This is a genomic window from Bacillus sp. FJAT-29790, from assembly GCF_019039215.1.
Lineage (GTDB): Bacteria > Bacillota > Bacilli > Bacillales > Cytobacillaceae > Cytobacillus.
Map to the genome: position 1 here is coordinate 2,959,355 of NZ_JAHNZZ010000001.1, position 25,747 is coordinate 2,985,101.

The following is a 25,747-nucleotide window of genomic DNA, read 5'->3' on the forward strand; positions in this document are numbered from 1 at the left end:
TAATTCTACTTCTCACAAATTCAAGGATATAGAAATTGATGAATGTGAGAATAGGAATAAAAAACACTAATACTAAAATACCTAAACTTCCGAATAATCCATCTGTTTGCTTATGAAACGTTTGAACATCTAACTTGTAAAGAATGATTGTTGCTACTGATAAAATAAGTGTATTTATACAAAAGGAAACTAACATCCCTAACCATTTGTTTTGCTTTATTTTTAATATCCAAATGCAAGTTAGAGTTGAAGCAAGGAAGGAAAAAAATATGATAACGAAAAACGTGATATTCAACAATTAGCACTCCCTTCCAATATATTTTAATTATTAACCTGCCGCGTTAGCACAATAAAAAGCTGCCAAATTGACAGCCTCGATATTTAAGAAAGCACCCTTTAGTTCAATAAGGATTTTTAGTAATGAATAACTAATTCAGTTTAAGGCAAAATAAACCTAATTTTCACAGGGGTGTCTATCATGATTAAAAAGTTAGTTCTTGGAGCTTGTAGTTTTTTATTGTTACCATTTTATCAATGGTTATATTTTTTTCCTGCACTTTAATTTATGAAATTTTTCAAATAACGGAGGTTGTTAGTTTGCTGTCACTTGAAAAGCAATTGGTCCATAATAACTTTCGCCCTTCCGTACTGAGGTTGACGGATGTTGATTGTCAATCCATTTCGCCCTTATGAAATAATAATGAATCCCTTCTTCAGTAGGAATTATTATTTTATTATCTTTTATTTCATAGTTTTCTTTTTGTGAAAGTCCAGCATCATAGCGATAAGAACTATCAAAATCCAACGATGATGGTTTCGGTTTATTTATTAAAATGCTCACTTCTGAACCAATAGCTACATTTAATGTTTTAGGGTTCTTCGATTTTATTAAATCGTTATTTAAACGATTTAATGAACCAACATTTTCACAATTATTCCAGCAAAAATCGTAAACATCTAGTTTCGTTTCTTCTCCATTAACTGTTATTGTTAACGTAGGAGGAGTTCCTCCTGGTAGAGTCTTCTTGTTTGTTTCTGTTGTTACATCGCTTTCTTTTGAACAGCCCAATAAAGTGAATATAGTTAAGAAAACAATACCCAATGGAATAAGACGCTTCATTTGAAACCCCCCATATCTGTAATATCTATCCATTAAATTATACAATAAAAATGAATATCATTTTTATTAATTAAGCTATTTTAAAATATTGTTAAAACAATGGAATAGTTTAATCGAAATTAATTGACAACTTTTTACAACCAAAAAAAAAGACACCGCATATAGAGTAACGGGTTCGGTTGATGGGGAGAAAACATTAATTCACAATCAAATTGGGGATACAATTCACATATGAATTGGTATCCCAATTTTGTTATTATATCAATATCTTAGTGGATTTAACTTACTAATTATCACGCCAATACACATACAAATTGGAGATACCACGTAAATTTATGCGGTGTTGTTAAAACCAGTGCTAAAACTGCTACGAATTGGATTATCATTTATCTAAGGTGGTTCGCTTAGTATTAAGCAAGCTTATTTTTTGAAGAAAATTGGGAATTTTATGATAAAATAAATTTGTAGATTGTGGAATGATGTTCTTAAAAATGAATCTTAGTATTTCACGGGGGGATTTATCGTGTTAAGTATATTCAAATCAAATAATGGGGTGTGGTTAAAAGCCTTCATTGGTGGGGTAGTTTTTGGCATTTTGGCACAGTTCCTCAGACAAATTCCTGGAGCCTTGATGTATTTGGGGGCTTCGACTGCTCCGTGGGTATTCGTTGGATTTTTGTTTTCCTATTCAACATCACGCGGGGTTCATACATTGCGTAAAACCATACTCATCGCTACGGGGAGCATATTAACCTACCTAGTTGCGTGGATTGTGTCGTACTATCTTTTGTTCGTAGTCTGTGAGTCCGTAACGTTAGCTGATGGATGGAATAACGCCGCACCTTGGCTTTTTATCACCATACCAGCTAGCCTAATCATTGGTACAATTGCTGCCCTGTCACACAAGCGTGGATTGTTGGGAGATGTAAGTATCGCTATACCGTTAGCTTGGTCAATTCCAGAAATCCTCGATAGCCTAAGAGAAGGCTTGATGGATGGTATTTTCTTTATTATTACTGTATCTATTCTTGCGTTATTGCTTATTAAAATTGTGATTAACGAACGTCAAGTAAATGTGTTCGCTATGTTAACATCCGTCGTAATACTAGGAGTATTGGGGACTGCCTTGTATTTCCTCGTATGGACCAAACTTTTGAATGGTTATTCTAAATTACAAGGTTGGTAAAATATTATGGAGAAAACGCTCAGAAAAAATCTGAGCGTTATTACTTGCTATTTATATTGCTAATTTACTGTTAAAACATATGCTAACTGAGTTGCTTTTTAAATTACTTTTGGCATTTTTCTCCCCATCAACCGAACCCGTTACATATAGAGGTGCTTTTTGGTATGCATTTTACCCTACATTTTTAGTTGTAAATTCACGTTTTGCGATAGGAAACGGATCCCATTAATATCAGACTTCCCATTTATTAAAGTAACCTGCCCCGTTAGCTTAATAAAAAATTTGAAATAAATGTGCGTTAATGCTTTTTTTCTTCCCAAGTCTTCATTAAATTTTTGTGCAATTCCTTTGGCTTTTCAATATAAAACCAATCGATTGAATGGGCAGTTGTTGGCATCCATTTCTTACGACGGATTCTAATCTTTTCGTGATTTGTATAGTGTGGATAAATCACGGTGGACTTCATACCTCTTACATCGGAATATTGAATACTTTCAATCTCATCCCAGTAGACTTTATTCCCTTGTAGGTCAATTACAATCCCTTCATCTTCCCAATAAAATCCCTTACCTTCTCTTCTTTTTCTTAAGAGATAAAAGGAATACCCTAAAAATACAAATGAAAAAAACACCCCTACAAAAGAGATGAATATATTTAAGAGAATGTCTGTTAAACCCATAAAGCAAAATGAGAAAAACATTATTCCACCAGTAAACATTAAAGCCAATATTGGATACAAAGAAATTTTATACATTTTAACTTGTTCCAAAAATAACAACACCTTTTTAAATTTGATTTATTGTTATTTTTCAGTTGTTCTTGTTAAACTAAACTGCCCGTTACTTTAAGTACAATTCTTCACAATCTTATTAAGGTGTGACCACTCTTACTAAACAATCGACCCGTTTGAATAAGTTTTTTTCCTCTTTACTCTTAAATTACCTTTAATTCAAATCAAAAAATCACTATTTTACTTCTAATATAAATTCTCCCAAATGATTGTTATTAAGATACACAGAAACTTCCCACAGACCTGATTTTTCAAACCCAACATATGATGGCATCGTTTTTGTTGCTCCCAAGTTAGGTTGAGTAAATCCATTATTAAACTCCCACGTTGCATTTTTTAAGTTTGGCCCATTTAATAATATAGGGAATTTTTCTCCTGTTTCTAAATGAGTTCCTTCAACTCGAACTACTCCTTTGATTTCATCCGATTCTCCCCAAAAATGCCATACAGTTTTTTCAAATTCATTTTCTTTAAAGTTGTTGTTTAGGAAACCTACCTTACCTTCAATACCCACAAAATCCTCAGCTTCTGAAACAAATGTTGGAGTAACTTCATAATTGATAGTTGTTTCCTTCTCACATCCTACTACGAAAAGTGCAAATATCATTCCTGTTAAAACAAAACGTACAGCACCTAACAAAACAGCCCACTCCTTTACATAATCATTTTAAATAATAGACGAATGAATACAGCATATGTTTCACATTCAAAATATTTTTAACACCATTTTGAAGTAAATCTTTATTCCATTTTCACCATAATATCCAGATGTTTTCTTGAACTATACTGCTCCTTTAGTGAAAAAGCGACTGTTCTTGTTGAACAATCGCTACCCGTTAGTTCAAGAGCATTTACCTTTTTAACCTATAAATCTTGAGATAAACGAACCATATCCCTGCACTGAATACCGTTTTCAAAAATTTCTTCTGAATAATGCCTAACAAAAAAGTCCATATCAACACCAACTATTCTAAATCCACATTTTTGATAAAGAGCCAATTGCCCTATACTTGAATTTCCAGTTCCAATTTCAATTGTTTTGTAGCCCTGTGTCTTGGCTACCTTAATTGCATCCATTATCAATTGCTTCCCTATACCTCTACCATGTTGCTCTTCTACCACCGCAACGTTCACCAGCTCCACTGTTTCTGGTCTTGTAGGAAGCAATACATAAACTCCAACAATTTGCTGTTCGATTTCAGCTATAAAACATTCGCCCCTATTGACATATTCCTCAACAATCTCTATTGAAGGGTCAGCTAATAAAAACAATTCCATTGGAAGTTTTTCACCTTTATTAAGTTTCCTAATATCCATTTTATCCTCCTTTGAATTAACCTTTGTATATCATTGTTTATTTTACTAAACTGCCCTGTTATTCGAATAAGAAAAAGGGTCACCGCAGCAATTCGTTCATGTACTCTTGCCCCCGTTAGTCAAAATTTTAAGATTAGTTTCCATCAATTGGAGTGGTTGTTACTGCACCACTTTGAACAATTACCACACTCTTCAAGTCTCTTGAAACTTCTTTATTAACCTCAATTACAAATGTTCTTGGTGTTGCATCAGAAGTACAGGTACCATCTGGTTGCGATAAAGGCACTGTGATAGCTTTGTTGTCTGAGTTTAGTTCAATATTTTTAATCTTATAGGGACAACTTCCAGACTCCTGAATTCCAATGAAAATAACATTTTTCTCGTTAAAGTCTACATTTGGTGTCTTATTTTCAATTCCATATATGTTCCATGTTTCTTCAAATTCAGATTGATTAACGACTTTTTTTACTAAATACTGAAAATAAGGTGTTGTGTCCCTTTTAAACGCCACCTCATCAAAATCCGTAGGCAAAGATTTTTCACTTGCTATCAAACCGAAGTTAAATTGATTATCTTCTGCGTTGTTACTGCAACCAAATACGAATAAAAGTGACAAAAATACAGCAAGTGCAAGAAATGGTTTAATAAACGGCATCTTATCCCTCCTTCATTACCATTATTTTACCATGACCTCCATATTCCCTGTTAAACAAAACTGCCCGTTAGCACAACAAGAAAAAAGATGCTGCCGCTGCAACACCTAGTTTAATTCTTGCACCCATTAGTTCAATAAGAAGAATAATGTTTTACAGTTTCCCAGGGGGAATCAGAATCGTTTGGTTTTTTCCAAACCTGTCCATTAGTCTTATCATAGAGGTAAAGCCATCCTTCACTTACAATTAATTCATACTGTCCACCACTTGGTTGGTCAACACTTATTGAACTTGGAATATAAGGCTTTGAATTAGTAATGGCATTAGATACAAACCATCCAAAAATCAATAAACAGGCACCAAGAACAATTATTGAAGCAGATAAAGCCCTCACATTAATTCCCCCTCCACTTTATCCTTATTTCCCCATTTAACACCATCTGTTTGAGTCCTATTTTCCTTTTTCCTTATTCAACAAACCTATCCATTTGCACAATACAAATAAGCGTTCCTGCATGTTACAGAAAAGCACCCGTTTGTTTAATAAGCATTTGTTCGTCTGTACCTATCATCTATAAGACTCTATCCCTCTAATCCAGCAACTGCAATACTCCACATCATAACGGCGAATGATACCGTCAACCAAAATGTGTTTATAGAAAAGTCCTCTTCGGTTTTCACCTTTTTGATAATGCTAACTAAATTTAAACAAAAAATTATTGCCAGGATTGGAGTTCCATACACTGCAATAAAAATAAAAAACATCACCACTAATCCCTCTTATCTCTTTATTTTTGCACCCTTTTATTGTAATGCGACAACATCTATAATACACCGAAATGACCATAGTTGTTTTCCGTAAAAGTTGGCTTTCAGTTCCAAAAGGTTCATTCTTCTTCAGCTAACCTGCTTCGTTACTTTAAGTACAAAGTTTCACAAACTAGCCTAAACTTTCACCAGATATCTAGGTGTTATTCCACAATCTGCCCTTTTCATGAATAAAGACGCTTTCCTTATTTCAGAAAAGCGCCGTATTGTTGAAACTCGTTATTTAACTAAAGCTCCCGTTAGCCTACCATGATTCAGAAATTCACCACAGAGAATGAAAGATAATTATGTTCTTTAAAAGGGAAAATCATTACCGTTCTTGTCTTGGACAATTAGGTCATATTTCTGTTTCTCTGTCTTTGTTTTTCCTTCTTCGCTATCCAGGTACTCTGTTATTTCTTTTCGGATTTTGGTTACCGTTTCTTTAGCCTCTGCATCCGATGATTTCATGCTCGTCATGATGGTAATGGACACTTTTTCAGGCTTGTAAGAATAGCTAATGTCAGCTACTCGGTACTCTTTTTTCAGGTAAAACTCTTCTTCAATCCTTATCATGGCGGGCATCCATTGACTCTCAAGTTCTTCTTCAGAAACGTCTCGAGTTATAATCTGTACCTGTTTCGGTGAACCGTTTGCTTTCAAAAGTTCAATTGCGGCCTTGTAGATTTCTACTTTCTTAGCTTCATCGGCAATCGGGATGTACACTTTGACTACATGGCTATATGCGTTAATATTCATAATCGGATAGCCCGCTATCTGCAAGTCCCGCATTAACTTTTCACCTAGTTCCTCCCTTTGTTTTTCTATCTCATTTAGCGCAGGAGATCCCTCATTCGTGTCAGAAACCATTAACTCGTAGTTATCATACCCTCTTTTTTCCAAAACCTCAGTCAAAATATTTAAAACTTTGTCCTCTTCTTGATTGACGTATTCTTTCGTTCCCTTCAATCGTATGTCAAAGAGTGGCTTCTGTCCCCACATACCCATGCCGATACCTGCTGGTTTATACCCTTCTTTCTCCAACGTCTCCGCAATTACTTCCTGTATCGGTTTATGGAATACTTGTCCTAGATACGGGATTTTTGATACTACTTCCGCCATAGTTGGATTCAGGAATGCAGAACCCGTTAGGATGACAAGACTGATAACCGCTGCAACTACAAACTGGGATTTCCTCCACCCTCTATTTCTTCTTGTAGGTTTTTCGAAATCCCCTCTTTTTTTCGACTCTCCCTTAATGTTTTTAGAAAATTCGTACATGGAAGATGGCACCTGGATTTTCTCCATCTCTTCTTCGATATCTTTCTTCAACGATTCATCAATCTTCATTGTGAATTCACCCCTATAAACTGATTTTCGATCAACCTTTTTTTCAGAGCATTCCTCGCTCTACGAAGGTGGGATTTGACCGTCGAACTTTTCAGTCCCAGCAAATCTGAAATTTCTTGGATTGCTAGCTCTTGGTAATAGTAGAGTATGAGGACGTTCTGGTAGTCACAGTTATCAAGGGATGATATGCCCTTTTTAATATCGTTTTCGGTTTCCAATTTTAGTACGCTTTCCATCACACAATGTTTGTCTGTAACCACATCGATTTCAAGCGGTGATTCCTTCAGGCGATCATTCTTTCTCCAAGCATCGATCGAGCGGTGGGAGACCAGTTTATAAAACCAGGCGTTGAAATAGGTGATATCCTTTCCACTCATAATATTACGGTATACCTCAATCAACGCATTTTGGACAACCTCTTCCGCCTGTTCCTTCGACTTGAGAATACTAAAACTGGTCCTGTACCCCTTTTCAATCAAGGGGTTGACTAGTTGAGCAAAAGCTTCGTGCTCGCCGTTCCTGATCCGTGTCATCAGTGTTTTCTGTTCTATGAGGAAAACCCCCTTTTTTGTTTCTACCTTTTAGGCGACGGTGAGACTGTTTAGGATGCACAATTCGAAAAAATAAAATGGAAAAGGAGTTGAATTGACTTTCAACTCTAGCCAAGATTGAATTAGAGGCTGTTTTTTTGTAACTGTTTTTTCCGAAAACTCAGATTAAATATTAATGAAGGCTTCAGTTAATATAAATAAATAACCCAGTTCAATGAACTCGGCTAATACCTTATATTTATTTTAATGCTTGTTCACTAAACTGCTCCGTTAGTAAAAATACTTTTCTCCTCTTGAAGAAATACCCTATTAGCTTTCATGCAGTACAAGATCAACGCTGCATCATAGAAAGGAAATTAAAGAAATCATAGATTGCCCTAACCAAATCATCAATAAAATTCTCCTAATTAATCCTCGTTACAAAATTTAATTTCTATAAACCATTTTAATCGAGTAGATATAATTGTAAATTTATTTTAGTAACATTATGGGAACAAACTATCAACTGTTAATACTCAAAACTATTTTTAACTTAGTAATATTTAATTAGTAATCTAATCATTGTATTATTACATGAATATTATTACTACTATAAAACCGAGATATATTTTCCGACATACCCTAAAAACCGAGAGGGGTACTATAATGCGAGTCGTATTCTTAAACTAATTGAATAAAAGCCTTGTATCATAGCACAATCAAATAAAGTTCTCGGTTCTTGCCTAGGTAATTGATCAATTACCTAAGCAAGAACCGAGAAGTAAATACATGTCCCATCTAAAAACCGAGAAATCAATTTTTCTAATTCCTACTTTTCGTAGTGTGTTGAACCACTACAAGTTCAACATACCTATTTGCAGCTAGTGAATGAAATCATACTATTAAGGATTGGAAACTCCAAATATTCAAATGTAAAGTAGAAAATTTATTAAGTCATATATCTTGTAAGAGAAAACTCAGAGGCTTAATTCCTCTGCGTTTTCGAATAATTAGATATTTTATTCAAAAAAGACCCAGTAGTTGAAGTGTTTTTTCCAGAAAATTATTAACTTCTTAGTATAAATTAACCCTATTTATTTTTGTCGAAAAGACTTTTCTTTGGAGACACTCTATTTAATCTAAGAAAGCTCTCTGGTTTATTACTTAAAACAACAACTGGTTTTCCATCAATAAATGTAAAAGGTGGGAGTTCTTGTCCATCCTTAGCATAAATATATATATCAGGTGTTATTTCTCTTTCAATATGACTTAAAAGAGTTAAATCGATAGAATCCCTATTTAATAAATCCCACACAATTCTAGAAGCATCCGTATACACAAGTCTAAAATCGTCATTATAAAGTAAATGCATTGCGGTTAAATTTGTTTTTTCCGAACCCTCAACTAATGTATAAGGTTGGTTAAATCCTAAGGTTATTTGATATTTGCCTGACTTGAAGTCTTTAAAAAAGTTTACTGTAACTTTGTCAATTAACCTTGGTCTTTCTTTATCGAAAGTATGTGCTTTAGCAATATTAATATCATTTGAAGCAAAAGAAAGATTTTCGATTAAACAATTAAATGCATCATTATCATGGTGTTCCACAATAAATCTCTTATTATAAGCTTCTTTAATTTTATCTTCTCCATACCAAATTAACATTATAATCTGATGTAAGTCTTTATATTTCCCAAACTTCCTTGACCCCGTATAAATATATGTTTTTTCACCTTTTTTCAACTTTTTTTCATCAACATACCAATTTAAATCTTTGACTTTTTCCCAAACCTCTTCATTATATGTTGTGTAACCGAAAAAATTAATTTCTTTATTTGTAAAATTAATATGACATTCATCTTGTGTGATATTGAGTAAAATCCCCACTTTATTAACCTACCTCACATTAAAAAATTTGATTCTATAATGCCTCAAAGAGGTTATTCCTTATAAACAGATTTCATCCCCCAACTACCCTGCCAGAATAAAGGGTGTTAACAAAAAAAGTGTATTAATCCTACTGGATCAATGCACTTTTAGGAAAATGGCTTTTAAAAATTTCACCATTATAAATCAATGTCTTTATAGCCTGAAATAGATCCGATTGAACCATAATTTCCTGGGTTTCCATAGTTCCCTACATTTCCATAGTTACCATATATTCCAAAATTCACATTTTTGTATGAAGAGATATTATTATACATTAATCGATTATCATAAATAATTTCACCCAAATAATGTCCTCTCATATCAATAAATATTTTTTCTTCTTCACGATAATGACCAATATTTTGTCCATTAGGAGAATGGAGCTGACTATTTACAAAATTGGCAATATGCTGTCCCTTACTGTTGAATAGAAATTTCACGCTATTACCTCCTAATATTGTGGTGAAGTGCAATGAAAAAACTTTCTTATTTCAGTGAGATTCGACATTCTGATACAAAATCCTTCTTCAATTCCCCCCTTTTAAAGGAAAAGCCTCCAAAAGCAGCTAATTCTTTAACTCTGTGCTCCCATTTATATTAACAGGTTATTCTTTTCAGCATTAAATAATAGCGAGACTAAGAGTCGGAAATGAATATTATATTATGGATTTTACAAATTGCATCAATATACCGATTATGTAGAAAATACAAATTACATGTAAAAAACTAGACCACGGGTCTAGTTTTTTACTTTTCCAAGTCGACTCGAAATTGATATTCCAAACCTCCTGTGGAATTTACTTTTATACTTTTGATTAAATACAGATATAGCCGTCGTAGCTGAATATTGGGTAGATTAAAAAGGTGTTGATAATCATTAATTTTTTCTTCAATATGTCGATGATTTCCATCAATGTTCCATAGTGTTTGAACTGATTTTTGTAAGGTGGTAATTTGATTTTTCTTTTCTGTAATGGAATTAGTCAATGTTTCTTTACCGATTGATAAAATTTTTATAATGGTTTCATCTCCGTCGGTTTGAAACAGTTTTTGGATTTTGGTGTTGATTGTGAATAACTTTAGATCTTCTTCCTCCTTTGCCTTTGAAATCACCTCAATTTCCTTTTTTAGCCTTTCGCACTCGTCACTAATTTTTTCTTTAATGATGGATACCATTTCTTCTGTACTTTTCGTTTGTAATTTATCCAGCTTTTGCATAACATCAAGGTGGATGGATTCAGCTGAGATTTTTCTTTTACAGGATTTGCATAGATAAATTAAGCTGCCGTACCCTTTTGACCTTTGATCTTTACCCGAAAAAAATTGATTACAGGGTTTACAGAACAAAAGGTTATTGACTAAGAAGCTTGTTTTATAATAATTGGGCGGAAGCTTTTTCTCCTTTTTTTGCTCATACAGCCGAAAGCATTCTTCCCACTCACTAAAAGTAATGACTGGTTGAATGAGCGAACTCTCCTTTATTTTCCACTCATTGCGATTGTTTAGTGTGTTTTTTGCACCTAATTTCCTTTTACGAATGGCCAGATACCCTGCGTAAAATGGGTTTATAATGACTTGTTTTACCTTGTCATCGTTCCAGTCTTTACCTCGATGGCTTAACTTGGGCATCATTTCCGCTATTTGCCGAAAACCGTACCCTAATTTGTATAAAGAAAACACCTTATTAACCAAAATAATTTCATGTTCGATTCGCTCAAACCGACCTTTTTGAATAGAATTTGCTAAATCTTCCGTTAAAAATTCAGAAAACTCCATGATAGCGGAATTATTATCTTTTTTTCCTTTTTTTCTTAATTTCTTATGATATTTATAGCCAAAGGGCGCCTTGCCCCCCGTCCATAACCCTTGTCCTAGTAAGGTGGCTATTGCGTCTTTAGTTACCGCTCTTATCTTATCAAGCTCATATTTTGCTAAAGCGTCTTTAATAGATGAATATACAATATCACCGTAACTATATAAGGTTTCGGTGCTGCTTTCCACAATATGAATGCCCAAAATACTCATTGTTAGTCGAAGGGCATCATGTTCTTCTGGAATCCGCGCAAGCCGAGCATGAGCATAGATAATGATTACCTCAAATTTATTTTCCTTGGCATCTTTTATTAATGTTTCGATGCCTCTTCGTTCTTTTTTTCGAGAGGATATTCCTTTGTCTAAGTATTCACCGATAATTTCACATTGATATTTATCGGCAAAATCATAAGCACTTCGCAGTTGAGTATCCATATTTTGTTTGTCTGTCGAATGCCTTCCATAAAAAGCCGCCTTCATACCAGGTTGAATAATATTAGCCAAGCTCAATGTACTCTTTTCCTCCTAGCTCATCAATATGAGGGTGCTTCAAAATAACAGTTATTTCTTTTTCACTAAAAGCATATATCCCTTGGATTATATCTTGAAGCAATTCCTGTACCATTTCCTTGTCCATATCTGGTTGAATAATCTCAACTGTTTCTTGAAATTCGTTATGAAAATCATTTAATTCTTTAAGCGTTTCCTTTAAATCAAAAAACTTATCCTGAAATCTTTCTCGACTTTCTGAAATTTGCACTAATTCATTCAAAGTTTCCTTTATTCCCCTTGGCAAATCAGAGACACTTTCAGCATTTAAGATTACGTCAAATTCACTGCCAATTTGGTCTTTTAATTTTGATTTCACTTTTTCAAGATCATTTTCAATTTTTCCGTAATATTTCGCCTGTCTTTCTGTGGTTTCTAATAAGAATTTTTTGAACACAGGGGATAATATTTCATCAAAAAATTTATTTGCTTTTAGAATGATCTCCTGTTCAAGCAGCTCATGATTGTATTTTATTTTGGGATGGTCATTACATTGATATATCCCTATTTTTTGCCCATTGCGTTGCACTTTTTTTGCTTTTAACAACTGCTGACACTCCGTACAGGTGATGAAACCTTTCAAAAGGAAAAAGATTTCTTCCTCTTCTTCAGCGGATTCACGGGTAAATTTTAATAGCTTATTTTGTACTTGGTCCCAAACATCATCATCGACTATTTTTAAATGAGGAACAGCAACAGCTAAATTTTCTACATCATCTTTGTATTTTCGGGTGCCTTTATATATGGCATTTCTTAAAGCGTTACGGACATTTCCATATGTCCATTCTTTCTTTTCTTTGAATCGATATCCGCTTTCGTTTACCAGATCAACAAATTGATTCACGCTATCAAAGTCTTCACGAAGGAATAGTTCGTATATTTCTTTGATAGCCTTCGCTTCATCAGGAATAATGCGCCAATCTCCATCCTTTTCGGAATGAGGTTCATACCCAAATGAAATAGGACCAACAGCATGCAAACCTTGTCTTGCTTTTGTTCGTTTTGCATCTTTCAATTTTTTTACCAAGTTATCTGCTTCATGTTGATTAAACGATGCCATTATACGTTCGATTAATTCAGCTTCAATCGTATATAACATCGGAAACTCATGTTCTCCAGCAAATAGCACTTCAATTTCTTTATCCTGAAGGGCTTTATATATCTGCATGTATTGATGAACATTCCTCGCAAGGCGACAGCGGCTATAAACAATCAACGTTTTGATTCTTCCCTTTTCAATATCATCCAATAGACGGGACATGTGCCTTCTTTCCTCCACTTTCGTCTTCCGTGCAGATGTTTCGTCATCGCAATATTCATCTTCAATGAGTAAATTTTTTTCCTTTGCCAGCTTTTTTACATGATCCTTTTGCATTTCAATGGATAATTTTTGCTTCTCCTTGCTAATAGAATTGCGATAATAGGCTACTGCTTTCATACATTTCTCCTCCTCCTTTTGTCATAAGTCATTATATGCTTCATCATTTGATTTCTTGTCCTTTTTCATTTGATCCAACAATAAATCAAAATAGAGCTCCCCCCATTTTTTTGCTGCTTCAGGATCGTGTACATAACTAATAGATATGGTCTTTAAAGTATTCTTTGCCATTTTGAACTCCTTTCGATAATTCATTTATTAATTGGAAAAGGATTAACCTTTTCTAATGACAGATAGAGAAGGAATCTACGCCTGCTATATAGAAATAAGGACAAGTAGCACATTCATAGGACAAATATCATTCCACATAGCTATAAAATGAATGAACAAGTAAATGGAGGTAAAGCATGCTGCAAAATATCGGACAACGAATTCGCACTTTACGTACCAATAAAGGAATTGGATTAAATGCCTTTGCAGAAAGGTTAAATGTATCCCCTGGCTATCTTAGTAATTTGGAAACTGGAAAAACGGACACCATTCAATTTTCCCTTTTAGAAAAACTTCAAGAAGAATTGCATCTTTTGCCGCTAGAATCTGAAAGTACGGATGAATTAGATTTACGGCTGAACCATGCGAAGCGGCATCTGGTCGAGCTTGAACAAGTGAATCCTGAAGCTGCCCATTACCTTCTCAGCCATTTCGAAAAAGGATTGGAACTTTTTCGAAACAAAAAAGGTTTATAGGTCTATGGTAACCAATATTTAACATTTTATTCACCCTCGTAAATAAATCGTTTATAATTATGAATAACAAAATAAAAAAATGGAGAGTCTACCCATTAACGGTTGGACTCTCCTTCTTTGTTTCAACAGAAATATGAACAAATTTTCTCGAATCTAAATTAAGGCATCTATTTAATGAATGGACAGCTGAGCAATGTCTAACTCTTTTTTCCCAAAGTAAAAAGAACTGCTTTACTTTTTCTTGATTTCCTTCGGTTAATTCGGAAATTTCATGGAAGCCAGTATTGCCAAACCTAAAACTGATTTTTAAGTCGTCCATCCAATCCCTCCTTGTTCATGTCTATGCAAGGAATTGAGTTGGACAACCCTTTAAATTTGCTACTTCATGATTTTCCTTCTTTCTTCATATATATGTACAAAATGGAACGTGGAGGAATTTCGATGACGGATCATAATCGATTCATCGCACTTTATTGTCGTGTTTCTACGGATGAACAAGCGAGGGAAGGTGTTTCATTAGATGAACAACAAGAGCGATTAAAGGCATATTGTCGAGCAATGGGCTGGGATGAACATCCCCTATTATTCATTGATGACGGATATTCGGCGAAAAACTTGGACCGCCCGCAACTTAATAAGCTTCTAAATGAAATAAACAAAGGAACCATATCAAAAATATTGGTCACAAAACTGGACCGTTTAAGCAGACGATTATTAGATTTACTCAGATTAATCGACACCTTTCAGGATCAAAAAGTTTCATTTATTTCGATAAGCGAATCGTTTGATACAAATACACCATCGGGACGTTTAACACTTCAGGTACTGGGTGCTGTTGCAGAATTTGAAAGGGAAAGAATTCGCGAACGGGTTTTTGATAATATGCTACATGCGGCGAATCAAGGAAAATGGCTTTCTCAAAGTCCATATGGATATGACCTGAAAGAAAAAGAACTGATTATTAATGAAGTGGAATCAAAAGTGGTCAAAAGAGTATTCGACCTTTATTTAAACAAAGGACTTGGTTATTACAGCATCGCTAAACAATTAAATGAAGAAGGCATTCCTTCTAAACAAAAGAAAGAATGGTCCATTCGTTCCATTAAACTTATGCTCACAAACCCCGTTTATAAAGGGACATTGATGTGGAATCGTGTGGATAGAAGTAGCCAAAAACAAGTGGAAAAGAATGAGGACGAATGGGTCATTATCGAACATTCACATCCAGTTATCATTACAGAGGAAGTATGGGAAGCGGTACAAAAAAGGGTACATAAAAAGAATATGCCGTCGCGTGCTAAAACTAGCCCTCATCTATTAGGTGGTTTATTAAAATGCGGAAAATGCGGGGCATCCATGAGCATTAGTTGGACGGGGTCGAGAACAAAAAGAAAGCGTGTTTACCGCTGCTCGGCAAATAAAAATAAAGGCACTTGTACAAGTAAACCTTACAATGCAACGGATGTTGAGTCATGGTTTAAACATGGATTGCTACACTTGTCCAATAGCATTAACCAATCCTATGTGATTATGATTGCCAATCAAGTAAAGGAAGAAGAGAATAATGAAATACAACAGCAAATTCGCTCTGCAAAAAATCGATATAAACGAAAAGTGGAGGCTTATACAGCTGGATTGATTGAACTAGTGGATTTGCAAAACGAAAAGGAAAGAATGGAAAGAATTTTATTGGAAGCTGAAAATCGCGAAGTGCCTCCCTCCTTTAACGCATCAGAACTTGAAGAGGTGCTAAACAATAAAATTTCTACGATTATTGATGCCATCGATACCCTTCCCGTAGTAGAAGCTAAATCATTCGTACAGACTTTGGTCGAGAAGGTTATCTTGTTTGAAGAGAAGGATATTGAAATTGTTTTATCTGTACCTACTTAGGAGTGATTTTTTTGAAAACACTAACTCTTTATGACATCTTGAATCGAACCAAATTTAATGGAGGTTCCTTACATCTAAAACACTATTTGCTACGAAAAAAAAGGTTAGGACTGCTCTTTTATAAAGAAACATTAAGTACATTGCCGTTCGAACAGCCATTTGAAATTTATTATTATGCCACGAAAGGAACCATTGAATATCAGCACGCTTTCCCTGTACCAATAAACGATTACAAACCATGGATGAAAAAGAAGAATGTACACGATTTGTTGCCATTTTTTCAATCCTATTATGAAACATCCAATTCTCCTGATGATCAATATTTCCAAAACCTTTCTCATTTTAAAGCAGAAAGATTTGTTTGGTTTTATCAAAACGAGGTGTAAATAATGTCTTCTAACTGGATTCCGTTTGATCACCCTTTGGAGCAGCACGCTAAATATGCATATATTCTTTATTATTCAAGGATGTTGAACATCGATCCTATCTTAGCTCACTATCTATTTCACCATGGATTTAATAATGAGGAGAAATTAATACACTTTTTCATGCCAGACATTAGGACGGATTTACATCATCCCTTTTTATTAAATGACATGAAAAAAGCGGTCATTCGTATCATAAAAGCATTAAAGCAAAAAGAAAACATCTTAATTTTCGGAGACTATGATGTGGATGGGATTACCGCAACATCCATTCTTTATTTAGCACTCAAAAAATTCACAGGAAAAGTATCTTATCGTTTACCTTTAAGAAACGAAGGCTATGGATTGTCCATACAATCCATGCAGAAAGTAGATGATAATATTTCTTTAATCGTCACAGTTGATAATGGCACAAGTTCTCACGAGGCGCTGCAACTAGCTAAGGAAAAAGGAATTGATGTCATTGTTACGGATCATCATGAAATTTTAGGACCCTATCCAAACTGTCATGCTTTTATTAATCCCATGCGGCATGACAATACCTATCCATTTACGGCATTGTCGGGCGCAGGTGTGGCACTTAAAGTTGTACAAGCCTTGTATGAAGCAGCTAAGCGAGAATTAGATAAGGATTTTATGACATACATTGAATTAGCGGCTTTAGGTACAATGGCAGACATCATGCCCATTACGGATGAAAATCGAGTGATTTGCAAAGAAGGATTAAAAAAGATGATGATTAATCCTCATCCAGTGTTTGGCAAAATTTTTGAAGAGTTATATGTAAAGGAGATCGACAGCTCTACGATAGGCTTTTTACTTGGTCCCATTTTTAATTCCTGCGGCCGAATCAGTGACCCGAATATTGCCGTGGACATATTAACAAAAGAATATATTCAAGGCTCAGAAATTACTTCATTAATTGCTTTGAATGCCAAACGCAAGGAAATGACGAAACAGCAATTTATAATAGCAGAAGAGCAAATAAAGAAAAAGCAACTTTACCATGATAAAGTTATCGTAGTCCATGGTGATTTTCACAATGGAATCATCGGTATTATTGCATCGCGAATAGCGGAAAAATACAAAAAGCCAGCAATAGTCATTACTTCGTCGGGTACTGGATCAGCAAGAAGTGTAAATGGCTCTGGCTTCTCGATCATTAACGTAATTAATAATTGTGCCGACCATCTAATCAAACATGGCGGCCATCAGGCGGCAGCAGGTCTTTCTATCACTTCTAATGAAAAGAATATTGAACAATTTCGTAAAGCCATCCAGATTAAAGCCCGAAGTGAGGTCTTCAGACATCCTCATATGACTTATGTGCAGAAACTTAACATCAATCAATTTTCAAGACATCTTTATAGCGACATCATTTCGATGGAACCGTTTGGGATTAATCTTCCTAAACCAATGTTTTATTGTGACACCAATCTCTTGTCGTCATTCAGTTTATTTGGAAAGAACAAAGAACATTTGAAATTTCGTTATCGTAAAAACGAGGCTGTTGCATTTTTTAAAGGGGCGCTAATGCTGGAACTTGCTAACAAAAAACGGATACATACGCTTTACTCACCATTTGATTATCGCAAAGGGAATTTTCAAATTCATGCGATAAGAGCAGAATAAGATTTGATATTTCATGGTAGCATCTTTGATGAGTGTAATAAATACCTAAAATACACAAGCAAAAGGGGTTAATCCTTCTTCGATCAACGCATTCGTAATTATCACTTTATTAATGTAATTCCCATATCACTTTGAATAAACGCACACCATTTTATCCATTCAAAGTATTATATCTTATTGTTTATTAATTGAAATTTCGGAATTTCATAGGAAGATTTTCCATTTTTCTGTATAATAAATTATAGAGAGAGTTTTATATGATAATTAAGGGTGAAATTTTTAAAATTACTCGTGATTGGGAACAGCAAACTCTAATTGATCAAGTACCAATTTAAATAAATAAAAGATTAAAACTGATTGTATTGGGGTTTGTTAAATAAGAAAAATAATAAACCAATTCAGAGAAAAGGAATAATATCTAAAAAAATTTGATAAGGAGGTTTTATTATGCGTCCCAAGTGGTCAAAATGGGTCTTGAAATTACTATGGTTTCCAGGGTTATTGGGATTGTTATTTATTAGTAATCATTTTGAACTTATCGTAAAGCAAAAAGTGACCGAAACTTTTATTCATTTGCCTCTGTTTTGGTTTTATTCGATCGTACCTTTTATATTTGGTGTTTACATTTCTCTACTTTTCGTAAAAAAGTGGTTGTTTAAAATGAATAAACAATTATTTCTTTGTGTAACAGTACCCTGTCTGATTATTTCGTTTTACTTTCCAATCGTAGCTACTTTTTTTTCAAATGCACCAATCCCTTTTGTTTATTGGATAATTAATCCAACTTCCACTGGAATTGCCTCAATAGTGGCTGGTTTGACCTTTATGTTGGCTTTTTTCGGAGCTGATCAGCAATCAGCCAGATAAGTTTTGAAGTAAAAAATACAAAAGAACAGCCTTTAGCAGCTGAACAATAAATATCAAAAAAAGGTATTGGTTATTATATAGTCCAATACCTTTTCGATGTTATTTAAACTTGTCTAAGTTTGAAGAAAAATAAAGGACTCCATCTCTTATCTTTTATCTGTATCTGCTTCAATTAACTCTTCTTCTTTTGTATAGGAGTAAAGTGTATCTCCTACAATTAAATGGTCAGAACGATTTAACATGCTGATAGATTAGATTTTTTATCAAATTTCTTTGCTACTGCTAAAGTTGTTACTGTTTCCATATCCACTCCAACATGACCTTTAAAAGCCCCATCGCTATTCGTTTCTTTAGTTTCAAGTAACATTGCACTTGTAGTAAAAACACTTCCTACTACATATGAATATCCTCTTTTTTCGCAATAATCTATGGTTGCATTGGGTAATCCTTCATTTGATCTAGCTGTTTTGTTATTTGGAAAAGTCTCCATTTTTATTAACGGGTTCCACTTCATTCTTATTTTGAGCAGAAAGGCTTTCAAAATACTGCTTTGTCGCATTATTTATTAGTCTTTTTTGTTGTTTATACATTTTTTGCGTAAAAGGACATCTCACCTTGCCATCGTCCGCGACAAACTCTTGTCTTAAAAACCCCTCATGGAAAATTTGATCATAAATTGTTCTAAGATGGTCTTCCGTAACAGAATTTTTGATGCTTGGATCTAACTTTAATATCGTGTCATTGCTAATATTTTTATAATCCTCAAAAGTAACAGGATGGTTTGGTTTGTTATTGGCATTTTCAGTTTTTAATTTTGAGTCAATATCGGTTTCCTTAGAATTTTCAAACAGTAATAATTTTTCTTTTAGTTGCTTATTTTCTTCATCGATGATTTCGTATAACTCTATGATTGTTTTATTTTCCTCTTGTAAAGTTTCACATTTCTCTTTACGGCTATTGTTTAATTCCATCTCTTCAATCATATCCATTTCAATAATTTGTTTCTCTTCCTGCAATTCCAATAACGAATTTTCCAAATAAATAATCCTTTGCTGCAATTGATCAATCACTTTTTCATTAACCCCGTCTAACTTTTGCCCTCTTTTTTCTTCATCATTATTACCGTTTGGTGGATTATTTTTTTCTTTTTGTTCTCCGATATTAAGATTCTTTATATATTCTTCATATGTCTCTATAATAGCTGGTAAGCCTGGGCGTTCCTCTTCAATAAAATCAAACAAATCTTCCTCTAAAACTCTGTAACCGTCTTTTCTATTCGCACTTCTTGTCCCATGAATTTTCCCATCACGAATCCAACGAGTTACCATTTGCTGACAATCCGTTATGTAGTATTTTCGAAGAATCGCAAAGACTTCGTGTACATTATACTCCCTCATATAAACCACCCTTCGTATCATTACTTGGGTAACTATATGAATTTATAATAATAAAAAGAACCCAAGATAGGATTAGCGGTTCAATTTTAGGAAAGATAATTTCAAAAAATTACACTAATTGGAATGAAATTAATAGTAAAGGTAGTGGGCACTTCAGAGAGAAATATAGGAATTTTAAATAAAGCCGTTGCAGAACTTCAAGAGGAATACAATACAGTAAATGAATTCGATTATAAGGAAAGTCAAGAGATAGTTTGGGAGAAAATTGAAGGATTTTATAAAGCATACAATGTTTCTGTTTTGATTAGAAAGATGAAAACAACTTTATATTTTAAATCGTAAAGGTTGCTCCTTTTTAGAAACAGCCTCAGTTTTGAAGTAGAAAATCATACAAAGACTCCAAATTCACCTAATACATATCAATGAATTTGGAGTTAAAATAGCTAATATTTTTATGATTCCATTCTATCGGACAACTTCTTTAAGTTGAATCCTCTCACCAATTGTAAAGGCGTGATGGAAACCATCCTTTTCATCAAATAAAGAAAGTGGCAAATCTGCTTTAGGCATCCAGACCCTTCCTAATTCAATGGCAACTGAAACAGGAACCGCGGGGAATACATGGATAATGTTATCGTGACCGTGAACTAATTTTATGTTATTTAAAAGTTCTCTAAATACTTTTCGAATTTTCCTCAATTGATTGCTACTTTTCAAATAGTCATTGTAAGGCGATGGAATAGTTACGTTCCATATCGACACATCATCTCCTAGGGTATTTAAAATCCTCTGATTATCTATTGTGGCACTTAAGGATAAGTTAAGAGCCACTTTTTTATGAATGATTTCAGGTTTTTCTACGATGTATTCAAACCCTTCAGGATCATCTTGCCATTTCCAATCCGATGGCTCTCGATGTAATTGATAAACATCGGCGGGGCAAATATCGGAAAGTAGTCTGCCTAACTCAATGAGTAATGGTTGTGGAGCCAAAGCAAAAACAGAGAGATGTTGGATGTCACCTAATTCTAACCTTCTTTTCACTTTATCTAAAAATTGGTTTCTTAAATTCTCACTCTCCATCGTCCAATAAAGTTCTTGATGATCACGAAAAGGGCTATTCATAATGCTCAATTCAATGGCAGGCTTCTCAGCTGGATACCTTTGGGGTAACATAGCAGGAGTAGTTCTCTCCCAATGTACTGGAGAACTATGTTCCCCGATATTCGCACCGTAAAATAAAACATGACTCTTCCTGTCTTCACCAATCGATGTAACCATTTCAACTCTCAATTCATGCTTTTTCTTCATGTCCACTAATCTTTCCACAGGATGTCCTTCAACATCTTCTCTATCTATTAACCTATGATGCTTATCACACATTAGCATAAGATTTGATATGTCTTTCGCCAACTTTTCAGAAAGAGTTTCGTGTCCTCTTGGACCGTTAGGACTGTCGGCAATAATATGAGCAATATAGGCAGCATTAAATTCCCATTGAGTTAAAGAATCCATCCAAAGCGGTTCATTACAACCTTCGTACTGACATCTTCCTGCTGCTTTACCCCAAAGCCTGTTCTTCACTCTATCGGGAATACTTGTTTTAGACATAAGTGATTTCTCCTCTCCTTTTTCTCTTATCACCTTTTAAATAAAATAAACAGGGGAAAACATCTATGTCCCCTGCTATCATTTGTAGATATTACACAAATCTCTTTTTTCTTTTTTTGTTAGGGTGTTCCCCTCCGCCTAACCATTCCCCTGTTGCATGCCACGTTTCGTAGTAGTATAGCCAAAGTGATGTCCAGGGAACAATCGTTTCAGCAATAAGCATTTCTCTAGTCCATTCTTTCTTTTTGGGACGGAAAAGACATAGTTTGTTTCCTGGATATACATGTGGAATTTTTTCATCTCCTCTTGTTGTCAATTTAGGTGAGAGTACAATGACTTCTGGTTGCTGCATATCCAATGAATAAGAAATCTCGACCGTATAACTTTTACTAAGTGGTGTCGGCTGTAAATTTCCCGTCCAGATGACCGTGTTCTTTTTCCATTCCACATTAAATTCTGGAAAAGCAAGATTCATAGCAATAATCTGTTGTGAGATTGGAATATGAAACTTTTTAAACGCAATTCTCTTAACTGCCATAAAACGTATTTTTCCTCATTGGTATTACACTTTCTTCCTTTGATGCTGCTACTAACAATCCCGAACCAAACACGCCCAGTTTGTTGGTTGTTCTAGCTTTCTCGATGTATTCAGCCTGTTCTTTCATCGTTTCATTGATAACATTTTCACCAAACATCAATTTAAGTTCTTCGGCAATTTCATGGATTCCTCGTAGTTCGTTTAATTGGTCCCATTTTTCTTTTAAATGAAGGATAAATGTTACAAATGATCGATATAACTCAGATTGACCATCCCATCGTTCACTTAAATCTTCTTTTTTGTTTGTAGGATTTAAAACGACTAACCTTTTTCCATTATTCGGGATATGTTTAAGAATGCCTTGAAGTACCTCCGAAATCGCTTCATAAACTGAAGCCTGTCCATTATAAAATTCCCCAGCTAATGTTGTTAACACAATACTAATTGGTGCTGAATCAGGATCATCTTCAAAATAAACATCACGATATCGTTTTATCAATTGAACTGCTCGTTTTAATGGTGGTTTTCTTTCGATTGAATCATCATTTGGCAAGGGCTTAATATCCGCTCTTTTTTCAAGGTACGTTTCATATAAATAAGAACGCTCATTAAACCAACTTGTATATCCTTTTGGATTGCTATCTTTCCAATCCTTTGCTTTTCGATCAGGGACTTTAACACTTGTACTTGATGTATTGTCAGCTGGGTGAGCTGGTAGTATATCCATGTGAAATTCATTCGCATAATTCAGCCGAATACAGCGGTTTTTTCGTTCAACCATACCTTCATACATCTTGTTTTCCTTGAGGCGTTTTTCAATGGAGTTTAATAATTTTAGTGGATCTTTACCTTGCCAAGGCAGGTTAATTTGACAAACCAAATCAAGATCGTATTCTTGTTTTGAAAGTGGCTTTACAGTCGTGCTAATACTGAGGGACCCTTGTGGATAAATTTCAATATCCGCCCCATCAAACAATTCTTCATCCTTCGAAAGCCATGTTCCAACAGCGAGATATCTTTCCTCTGCCAGTTTTCGTTGTGTTTTACTGATTTGAAGTTTTGCACCAACGCGTTGTAGTAAATCATCTAGTTGGTTTGAAGCAGAAAAAATATCGTTCATATGGTCTCCTCTCTAGAAAAAACGAATATTCGTTCCTAGTTATTTATAACCATATTATATCCCCTTTGGTTAATATTGGTCAAGTCGGAATCACAATATATTGTATAACTTCATCCGAAATACAACTATATGTTGTGTTGTGCATGTTAATAATTTACAAATGTCAATATTTTTAAACAAAAAAGAACGATCAAATATTTAACATTTGACCGTTCTTCATGCTATCGATTTATTAAAAGGTTATCATTTAAATAATATTTACCACTGCAATACAGTTTGGCATGTAAATTTTAAAGTAATTCAGAATTGAATTATTAATTAGAGGAGTTATTTTACGAGTGATACTTATTTTGCTTCTATTAATGCTTCCTCATCTTCATAGAATACCATGCCTGGGTTGTCGATTTTGATGAAACCAGCCTCAGACAATTCCATTTCTAATTCTTCATCAGAAATATTAAACAAAGAAAAGTATGCCTATGAATGAAAACTTGAAGTTCGATATTTAATAAAGAATCTAGTATATAGGACATAGACAATGTTCCTAAAATAGGTTACCCATTGTCTTTTTCTTATCTTTTTTTAGTATTTAGCAAATTAGCATACAGGTAGTTACAAATAGTAAAATGTTAGGATGTTTTTAAACATATTTTTTGAGATTTAAAAAAGAGGTTGAATTTTGAATTCTACCTCTTTAATATTGGGGATTTTTTCATCAATTGGATATTTTCATAAATCTATTACCATCCTTTATTCCCCATAGATGTTTCCAATCCTACTACCGAACAACTCTCCATACAATTTATCTGCATAAGCATCTGTCATACCTGAGATATAATCAACAGCGAATCTTTCCCAAGAAATATCGTGTGCTTTCATGGTATTCCATTTTTTTACCCATTCTCTAGGCATTATTTTCATGGCGGCATCTTGGTCTTTGAATACATCCAATAATCCGTTTAATATTATCTCGCCTCTTTTTTGGAGACGTTGTACTCTTAAATCTTCAACTAATGTAACCCAAGCTAACTTTTTTAAAATAATCATAAATCTCAACAGTTCAGTATCTTCTTCATGCGGATTATTCTCTTTTACAAGTGAAATTTTGTACCAATCGTCATCTTGGATTATACCGACTCGATTTGCAAATATATTCACATAGTGTCCTTTTAATTCCTGACGAGCTAGTGATTCTTTTTGATCACATTCATCTAATTTTGTATTCCAAACTTTTATATATTCTTCCATAACTTTTTGAATTTCTTCTTCAATATTAAGACCCGTCCAAATCCCAGACTCATTATTTTTAGCTTTGTTTACCTCTCTTATTAATGATGATCTAAGCCAATCCGTTTCATTTAAGAATTCCGTTGTAATTCGAATTTTTCCTGCCTTCATTCCATCCTCAATATCGTGTGTTGAATATGCAATATCATCTGAAATATCCATGAGTTGTGCTTCCAATGTTGCTTTACCAGTCGGAATTTCCCACTTTTCCCTAATTTCATTTATAGTGTTCCATTCTAATGTGTAAAGCCCTTTACCTTTTTTAGAGCCATTAATGTGATAAGGGTACTTATTAATTCCTAGTAATACTGCATGCGTTAAATTGAGACCATCAAAAGCACCGTACCTTTCTTCAAGGTACATTAGTATTCTAAAATTCTGAGCATTCCCCTCATAAAATTCATTCCTTGACTTACCTTTAAGAAATTCATTTAAATCATGTTCTCCTTTATGTCCAAAAGGTGGATGACCTAAGTCATGAGCCAATGCAGCACACTCAACAACTAATGGATTAATTTTCAAGCCAGGTTTATCAGGTATATCATATTCACATGAAGTATTTAGCCTATATGCTACCTGTCTTGCAATTTGTGCAACCTCCAATGTATGAGTTAGGCGAGTTCTATAATAATCACCTGAACCCGCACCAAAGACTTGCGATTTCCCCTGTAACCTTCTAAAAGAAGGAGAATGAACTAAACGTCCATAATCCCTAGAAAATTCACTGCGTGCATCATAGTTATCTCTTGGCTTACTTCCATATATTCTTTTTGATCTTAATTCTTCTACAATACTTTTTTTGACCATAAAAA

The 25,747-nt window shown here is 34.2% G+C and carries 27 protein-coding genes; 7 read left to right on the plus strand and 20 right to left on the minus strand.

Going from position 1 to position 25,747, the window contains the following annotated elements; genetic code table 11:
* Positions 1–592: 592 nt before the first annotated feature.
* A complete protein-coding gene (locus BGM26_RS13950) occupies positions 593–1,120 on the minus strand; it encodes a hypothetical protein (RefSeq protein ID WP_217040385.1) in 528 nt (175 codons plus the stop codon).
* 523 nt (positions 1,121–1,643) lie between these two features.
* Between BGM26_RS13950 and BGM26_RS13955 the strand changes: the two genes are divergently transcribed.
* On the plus strand, positions 1,644–2,306 hold the full coding sequence (locus tag BGM26_RS13955; protein WP_217040386.1) for a hypothetical protein: 663 nt from the start codon (positions 1,644–1,646) through the stop codon (positions 2,304–2,306).
* 298 nt (positions 2,307–2,604) lie between these two features.
* Here the strand turns inward: BGM26_RS13955 and BGM26_RS13960 are convergent, their stop codons facing one another.
* The 12 genes from BGM26_RS13960 to BGM26_RS14015 all read right to left on the minus strand — a co-directional run bounded on the left by BGM26_RS13960 (position 2,605) and on the right by BGM26_RS14015 (position 13,650).
* Entirely contained in the window at positions 2,605–3,075 is a 471-nt protein-coding gene (locus BGM26_RS13960) for a hypothetical protein (protein ID WP_217040802.1), read from the minus strand.
* A gap of 196 nt (positions 3,076–3,271) precedes the next feature.
* Positions 3,272–3,736 (minus strand): DUF4871 domain-containing protein, encoded by a 465-nt coding sequence (locus BGM26_RS13965; protein WP_217040387.1) that lies wholly within the window; start codon positions 3,734–3,736, stop codon positions 3,272–3,274.
* A 224-nt stretch (positions 3,737–3,960) separates the two neighbouring features.
* Positions 3,961–4,413, minus strand: a complete 453-nt coding sequence (locus tag BGM26_RS13970) for a GNAT family N-acetyltransferase (protein ID WP_217040388.1) — start codon at positions 4,411–4,413, stop codon at positions 3,961–3,963.
* Between the two features lie 133 nt (positions 4,414–4,546).
* Positions 4,547–5,068 (minus strand): hypothetical protein, encoded by a 522-nt coding sequence (locus BGM26_RS13975; RefSeq protein WP_217040389.1) that lies wholly within the window; start codon positions 5,066–5,068, stop codon positions 4,547–4,549.
* A 131-nt stretch (positions 5,069–5,199) separates the two neighbouring features.
* Positions 5,200–5,460, minus strand: coding sequence for a hypothetical protein (locus tag BGM26_RS13980; RefSeq protein WP_217040390.1), 261 nt, complete (start codon positions 5,458–5,460; stop codon positions 5,200–5,202).
* A 728-nt stretch (positions 5,461–6,188) separates the two neighbouring features.
* Positions 6,189–7,223, minus strand: coding sequence for a DUF4179 domain-containing protein (locus BGM26_RS13985; RefSeq protein ID WP_217040391.1), 1,035 nt, complete (start codon positions 7,221–7,223; stop codon positions 6,189–6,191).
* Positions 7,220–7,756 carry an RNA polymerase sigma factor gene (locus tag BGM26_RS13990; RefSeq protein ID WP_217040392.1) on the minus strand — a complete coding sequence of 179 codons (537 nt, stop codon included), beginning with the start codon at positions 7,754–7,756 and terminating at the stop codon, positions 7,220–7,222. Before BGM26_RS13990 ends, BGM26_RS13985 begins: the two co-directional genes overlap by 4 nt.
* Positions 7,757–8,843: 1,087 nt before the next feature.
* On the minus strand, positions 8,844–9,638 hold the full coding sequence (locus tag BGM26_RS13995; protein ID WP_217040393.1) for a hypothetical protein: 795 nt from the start codon (positions 9,636–9,638) through the stop codon (positions 8,844–8,846).
* 179 nt (positions 9,639–9,817) lie between these two features.
* A complete protein-coding gene (locus tag BGM26_RS14000) occupies positions 9,818–10,120 on the minus strand; it encodes a hypothetical protein (RefSeq protein ID WP_217040394.1) in 303 nt (100 codons plus the stop codon).
* Between the two features lie 307 nt (positions 10,121–10,427).
* Positions 10,428–12,002, minus strand: coding sequence for a recombinase family protein (locus BGM26_RS14005; protein ID WP_217040395.1), 1,575 nt, complete (start codon positions 12,000–12,002; stop codon positions 10,428–10,430).
* Positions 11,989–13,479 carry a recombinase family protein gene (locus BGM26_RS14010; RefSeq protein ID WP_217040396.1) on the minus strand — a complete coding sequence of 497 codons (1,491 nt, stop codon included), beginning with the start codon at positions 13,477–13,479 and terminating at the stop codon, positions 11,989–11,991. The genes BGM26_RS14005 and BGM26_RS14010 overlap by 14 nt, the downstream gene beginning before the upstream one ends.
* A 21-nt stretch (positions 13,480–13,500) precedes the next feature.
* Positions 13,501–13,650 carry a hypothetical protein gene (locus BGM26_RS14015; protein ID WP_217040397.1) on the minus strand — a complete coding sequence of 50 codons (150 nt, stop codon included), beginning with the start codon at positions 13,648–13,650 and terminating at the stop codon, positions 13,501–13,503.
* 176 nt (positions 13,651–13,826) lie between these two features.
* Between BGM26_RS14015 and BGM26_RS14020 the strand changes: the two genes are divergently transcribed.
* Positions 13,827–14,165, plus strand: a complete 339-nt coding sequence (locus tag BGM26_RS14020) for a helix-turn-helix domain-containing protein (RefSeq protein WP_217040398.1) — start codon at positions 13,827–13,829, stop codon at positions 14,163–14,165.
* An 88-nt stretch (positions 14,166–14,253) separates the two neighbouring features.
* On the opposite strand, the gene BGM26_RS14025 is transcribed toward BGM26_RS14020, so the two are convergent.
* The gene (locus tag BGM26_RS14025; protein ID WP_217040399.1) at positions 14,254–14,484 is read right to left on the minus strand and encodes a hypothetical protein; all 231 of its coding nucleotides are present in this window, start codon (positions 14,482–14,484) and stop codon (positions 14,254–14,256) included.
* 122 nt (positions 14,485–14,606) lie between these two features.
* Here BGM26_RS14025 and BGM26_RS14030 point away from each other — a divergent pair, with 122 nt between their 5' ends.
* From BGM26_RS14030 to BGM26_RS14045, 4 genes are all read left to right on the plus strand, one after another.
* Complete coding sequence (locus BGM26_RS14030) at positions 14,607–16,058, plus strand: recombinase family protein (RefSeq protein ID WP_217040400.1); 1,452 nt, start codon at positions 14,607–14,609, stop codon at positions 16,056–16,058.
* Between the two features lie 11 nt (positions 16,059–16,069).
* On the plus strand, positions 16,070–16,444 hold the full coding sequence (locus BGM26_RS14035) for a hypothetical protein (protein ID WP_217040401.1): 375 nt from the start codon (positions 16,070–16,072) through the stop codon (positions 16,442–16,444).
* Positions 16,445–16,447: 3 nt separating this feature from the next.
* The gene (recJ, locus tag BGM26_RS14040) at positions 16,448–18,115 is read left to right on the plus strand and encodes a single-stranded-DNA-specific exonuclease RecJ (protein ID WP_217040402.1); all 1,668 of its coding nucleotides are present in this window, start codon (positions 16,448–16,450) and stop codon (positions 18,113–18,115) included.
* A gap of 447 nt (positions 18,116–18,562) precedes the next feature.
* Complete coding sequence (locus tag BGM26_RS14045) at positions 18,563–18,982, plus strand: hypothetical protein (RefSeq protein WP_217040403.1); 420 nt, start codon at positions 18,563–18,565, stop codon at positions 18,980–18,982.
* A 235-nt stretch (positions 18,983–19,217) separates the two neighbouring features.
* Here BGM26_RS14045 and BGM26_RS14050 read toward each other — a convergent pair whose 3' ends face one another.
* A complete protein-coding gene (locus tag BGM26_RS14050; protein ID WP_217040404.1) occupies positions 19,218–19,472 on the minus strand; it encodes a nucleoside phosphorylase-I family protein in 255 nt (84 codons plus the stop codon).
* On the minus strand, positions 19,453–20,379 hold the full coding sequence (locus tag BGM26_RS14055; protein WP_217040405.1) for a helix-turn-helix domain-containing protein: 927 nt from the start codon (positions 20,377–20,379) through the stop codon (positions 19,453–19,455). The genes BGM26_RS14050 and BGM26_RS14055 overlap by 20 nt, the downstream gene beginning before the upstream one ends.
* Before the next feature lie 144 nt (positions 20,380–20,523).
* Here BGM26_RS14055 and BGM26_RS14060 point away from each other — a divergent pair, with 144 nt between their 5' ends.
* Positions 20,524–20,721 (plus strand): hypothetical protein, encoded by a 198-nt coding sequence (locus tag BGM26_RS14060; protein WP_217040406.1) that lies wholly within the window; start codon positions 20,524–20,526, stop codon positions 20,719–20,721.
* 123 nt (positions 20,722–20,844) lie between these two features.
* Here the strand turns inward: BGM26_RS14060 and BGM26_RS14065 are convergent, their stop codons facing one another.
* The 4 genes from BGM26_RS14065 to BGM26_RS14080 all read right to left on the minus strand — a co-directional run bounded on the left by BGM26_RS14065 (position 20,845) and on the right by BGM26_RS14080 (position 25,742).
* Positions 20,845–21,990 (minus strand): SAVED domain-containing protein, encoded by a 1,146-nt coding sequence (locus BGM26_RS14065; protein WP_217040407.1) that lies wholly within the window; start codon positions 21,988–21,990, stop codon positions 20,845–20,847.
* 91 nt (positions 21,991–22,081) lie between these two features.
* On the minus strand, positions 22,082–22,528 hold the full coding sequence (locus BGM26_RS14070; RefSeq protein ID WP_217040408.1) for a type II CBASS E2 protein: 447 nt from the start codon (positions 22,526–22,528) through the stop codon (positions 22,082–22,084).
* Positions 22,518–23,648: a nucleotidyltransferase domain-containing protein gene (locus BGM26_RS14075; protein ID WP_217040409.1), complete on the minus strand. Its 1,131-nt coding sequence runs from the start codon at positions 23,646–23,648 to the stop codon at positions 22,518–22,520. Before BGM26_RS14075 ends, BGM26_RS14070 begins: the two co-directional genes overlap by 11 nt.
* Positions 23,649–24,398: 750 nt before the next feature.
* Complete coding sequence (locus BGM26_RS14080) at positions 24,399–25,742, minus strand: deoxyguanosinetriphosphate triphosphohydrolase family protein (RefSeq protein ID WP_217040410.1); 1,344 nt, start codon at positions 25,740–25,742, stop codon at positions 24,399–24,401.
* Between the last annotated feature and the right edge of the window lie 5 nt (positions 25,743–25,747).

Bases quoted from the DNA above. Each gene is read 5' to 3' on its own strand.
- BGM26_RS14020 (WP_217040398.1), top strand. From the start codon at position 13,827: ATGCTGCAAAATATCGGACAACGAATTCGCACTTTACGTACCAATAAA.
- BGM26_RS14055 (WP_217040405.1), bottom strand. From the start codon at position 20,379: ATGAGGGAGTATAATGTACACGAAGTCTTTGCGATTCTTCGAAAATAC.
- BGM26_RS14030 (WP_217040400.1), top strand. From the start codon at position 14,607: ATGACGGATCATAATCGATTCATCGCACTTTATTGTCGTGTTTCTACG.
- BGM26_RS14010 (WP_217040396.1), bottom strand. From the start codon at position 13,479: ATGAAAGCAGTAGCCTATTATCGCAATTCTATTAGCAAGGAGAAGCAA.
- BGM26_RS14080 (WP_217040410.1), bottom strand. From the start codon at position 25,742: ATGGTCAAAAAAAGTATTGTAGAAGAATTAAGATCAAAAAGAATATAT.
- BGM26_RS14050 (WP_217040404.1), bottom strand. From the start codon at position 19,472: ATGGAGACTTTTCCAAATAACAAAACAGCTAGATCAAATGAAGGATTA.
- BGM26_RS13985 (WP_217040391.1), bottom strand. From the start codon at position 7,223: ATGAAGATTGATGAATCGTTGAAGAAAGATATCGAAGAAGAGATGGAG.
- BGM26_RS14070 (WP_217040408.1), bottom strand. From the start codon at position 22,528: ATGGCAGTTAAGAGAATTGCGTTTAAAAAGTTTCATATTCCAATCTCA.
- BGM26_RS14025 (WP_217040399.1), bottom strand. From the start codon at position 14,484: ATGGACGACTTAAAAATCAGTTTTAGGTTTGGCAATACTGGCTTCCAT.
- BGM26_RS13970 (WP_217040388.1), bottom strand. From the start codon at position 4,413: ATGGATATTAGGAAACTTAATAAAGGTGAAAAACTTCCAATGGAATTG.
- BGM26_RS14045 (WP_217040403.1), top strand. From the start codon at position 18,563: ATGCGTCCCAAGTGGTCAAAATGGGTCTTGAAATTACTATGGTTTCCA.
- BGM26_RS13950 (WP_217040385.1), bottom strand. From the start codon at position 1,120: ATGAAGCGTCTTATTCCATTGGGTATTGTTTTCTTAACTATATTCACT.
- BGM26_RS14075 (WP_217040409.1), bottom strand. From the start codon at position 23,648: ATGAACGATATTTTTTCTGCTTCAAACCAACTAGATGATTTACTACAA.
- BGM26_RS14065 (WP_217040407.1), bottom strand. From the start codon at position 21,990: ATGTCTAAAACAAGTATTCCCGATAGAGTGAAGAACAGGCTTTGGGGT.
- BGM26_RS14015 (WP_217040397.1), bottom strand. From the start codon at position 13,650: ATGGCAAAGAATACTTTAAAGACCATATCTATTAGTTATGTACACGAT.
- recJ (WP_217040402.1), top strand. From the start codon at position 16,448: ATGTCTTCTAACTGGATTCCGTTTGATCACCCTTTGGAGCAGCACGCT.
- BGM26_RS13975 (WP_217040389.1), bottom strand. From the start codon at position 5,068: ATGCCGTTTATTAAACCATTTCTTGCACTTGCTGTATTTTTGTCACTT.
- BGM26_RS13990 (WP_217040392.1), bottom strand. From the start codon at position 7,756: ATGACACGGATCAGGAACGGCGAGCACGAAGCTTTTGCTCAACTAGTC.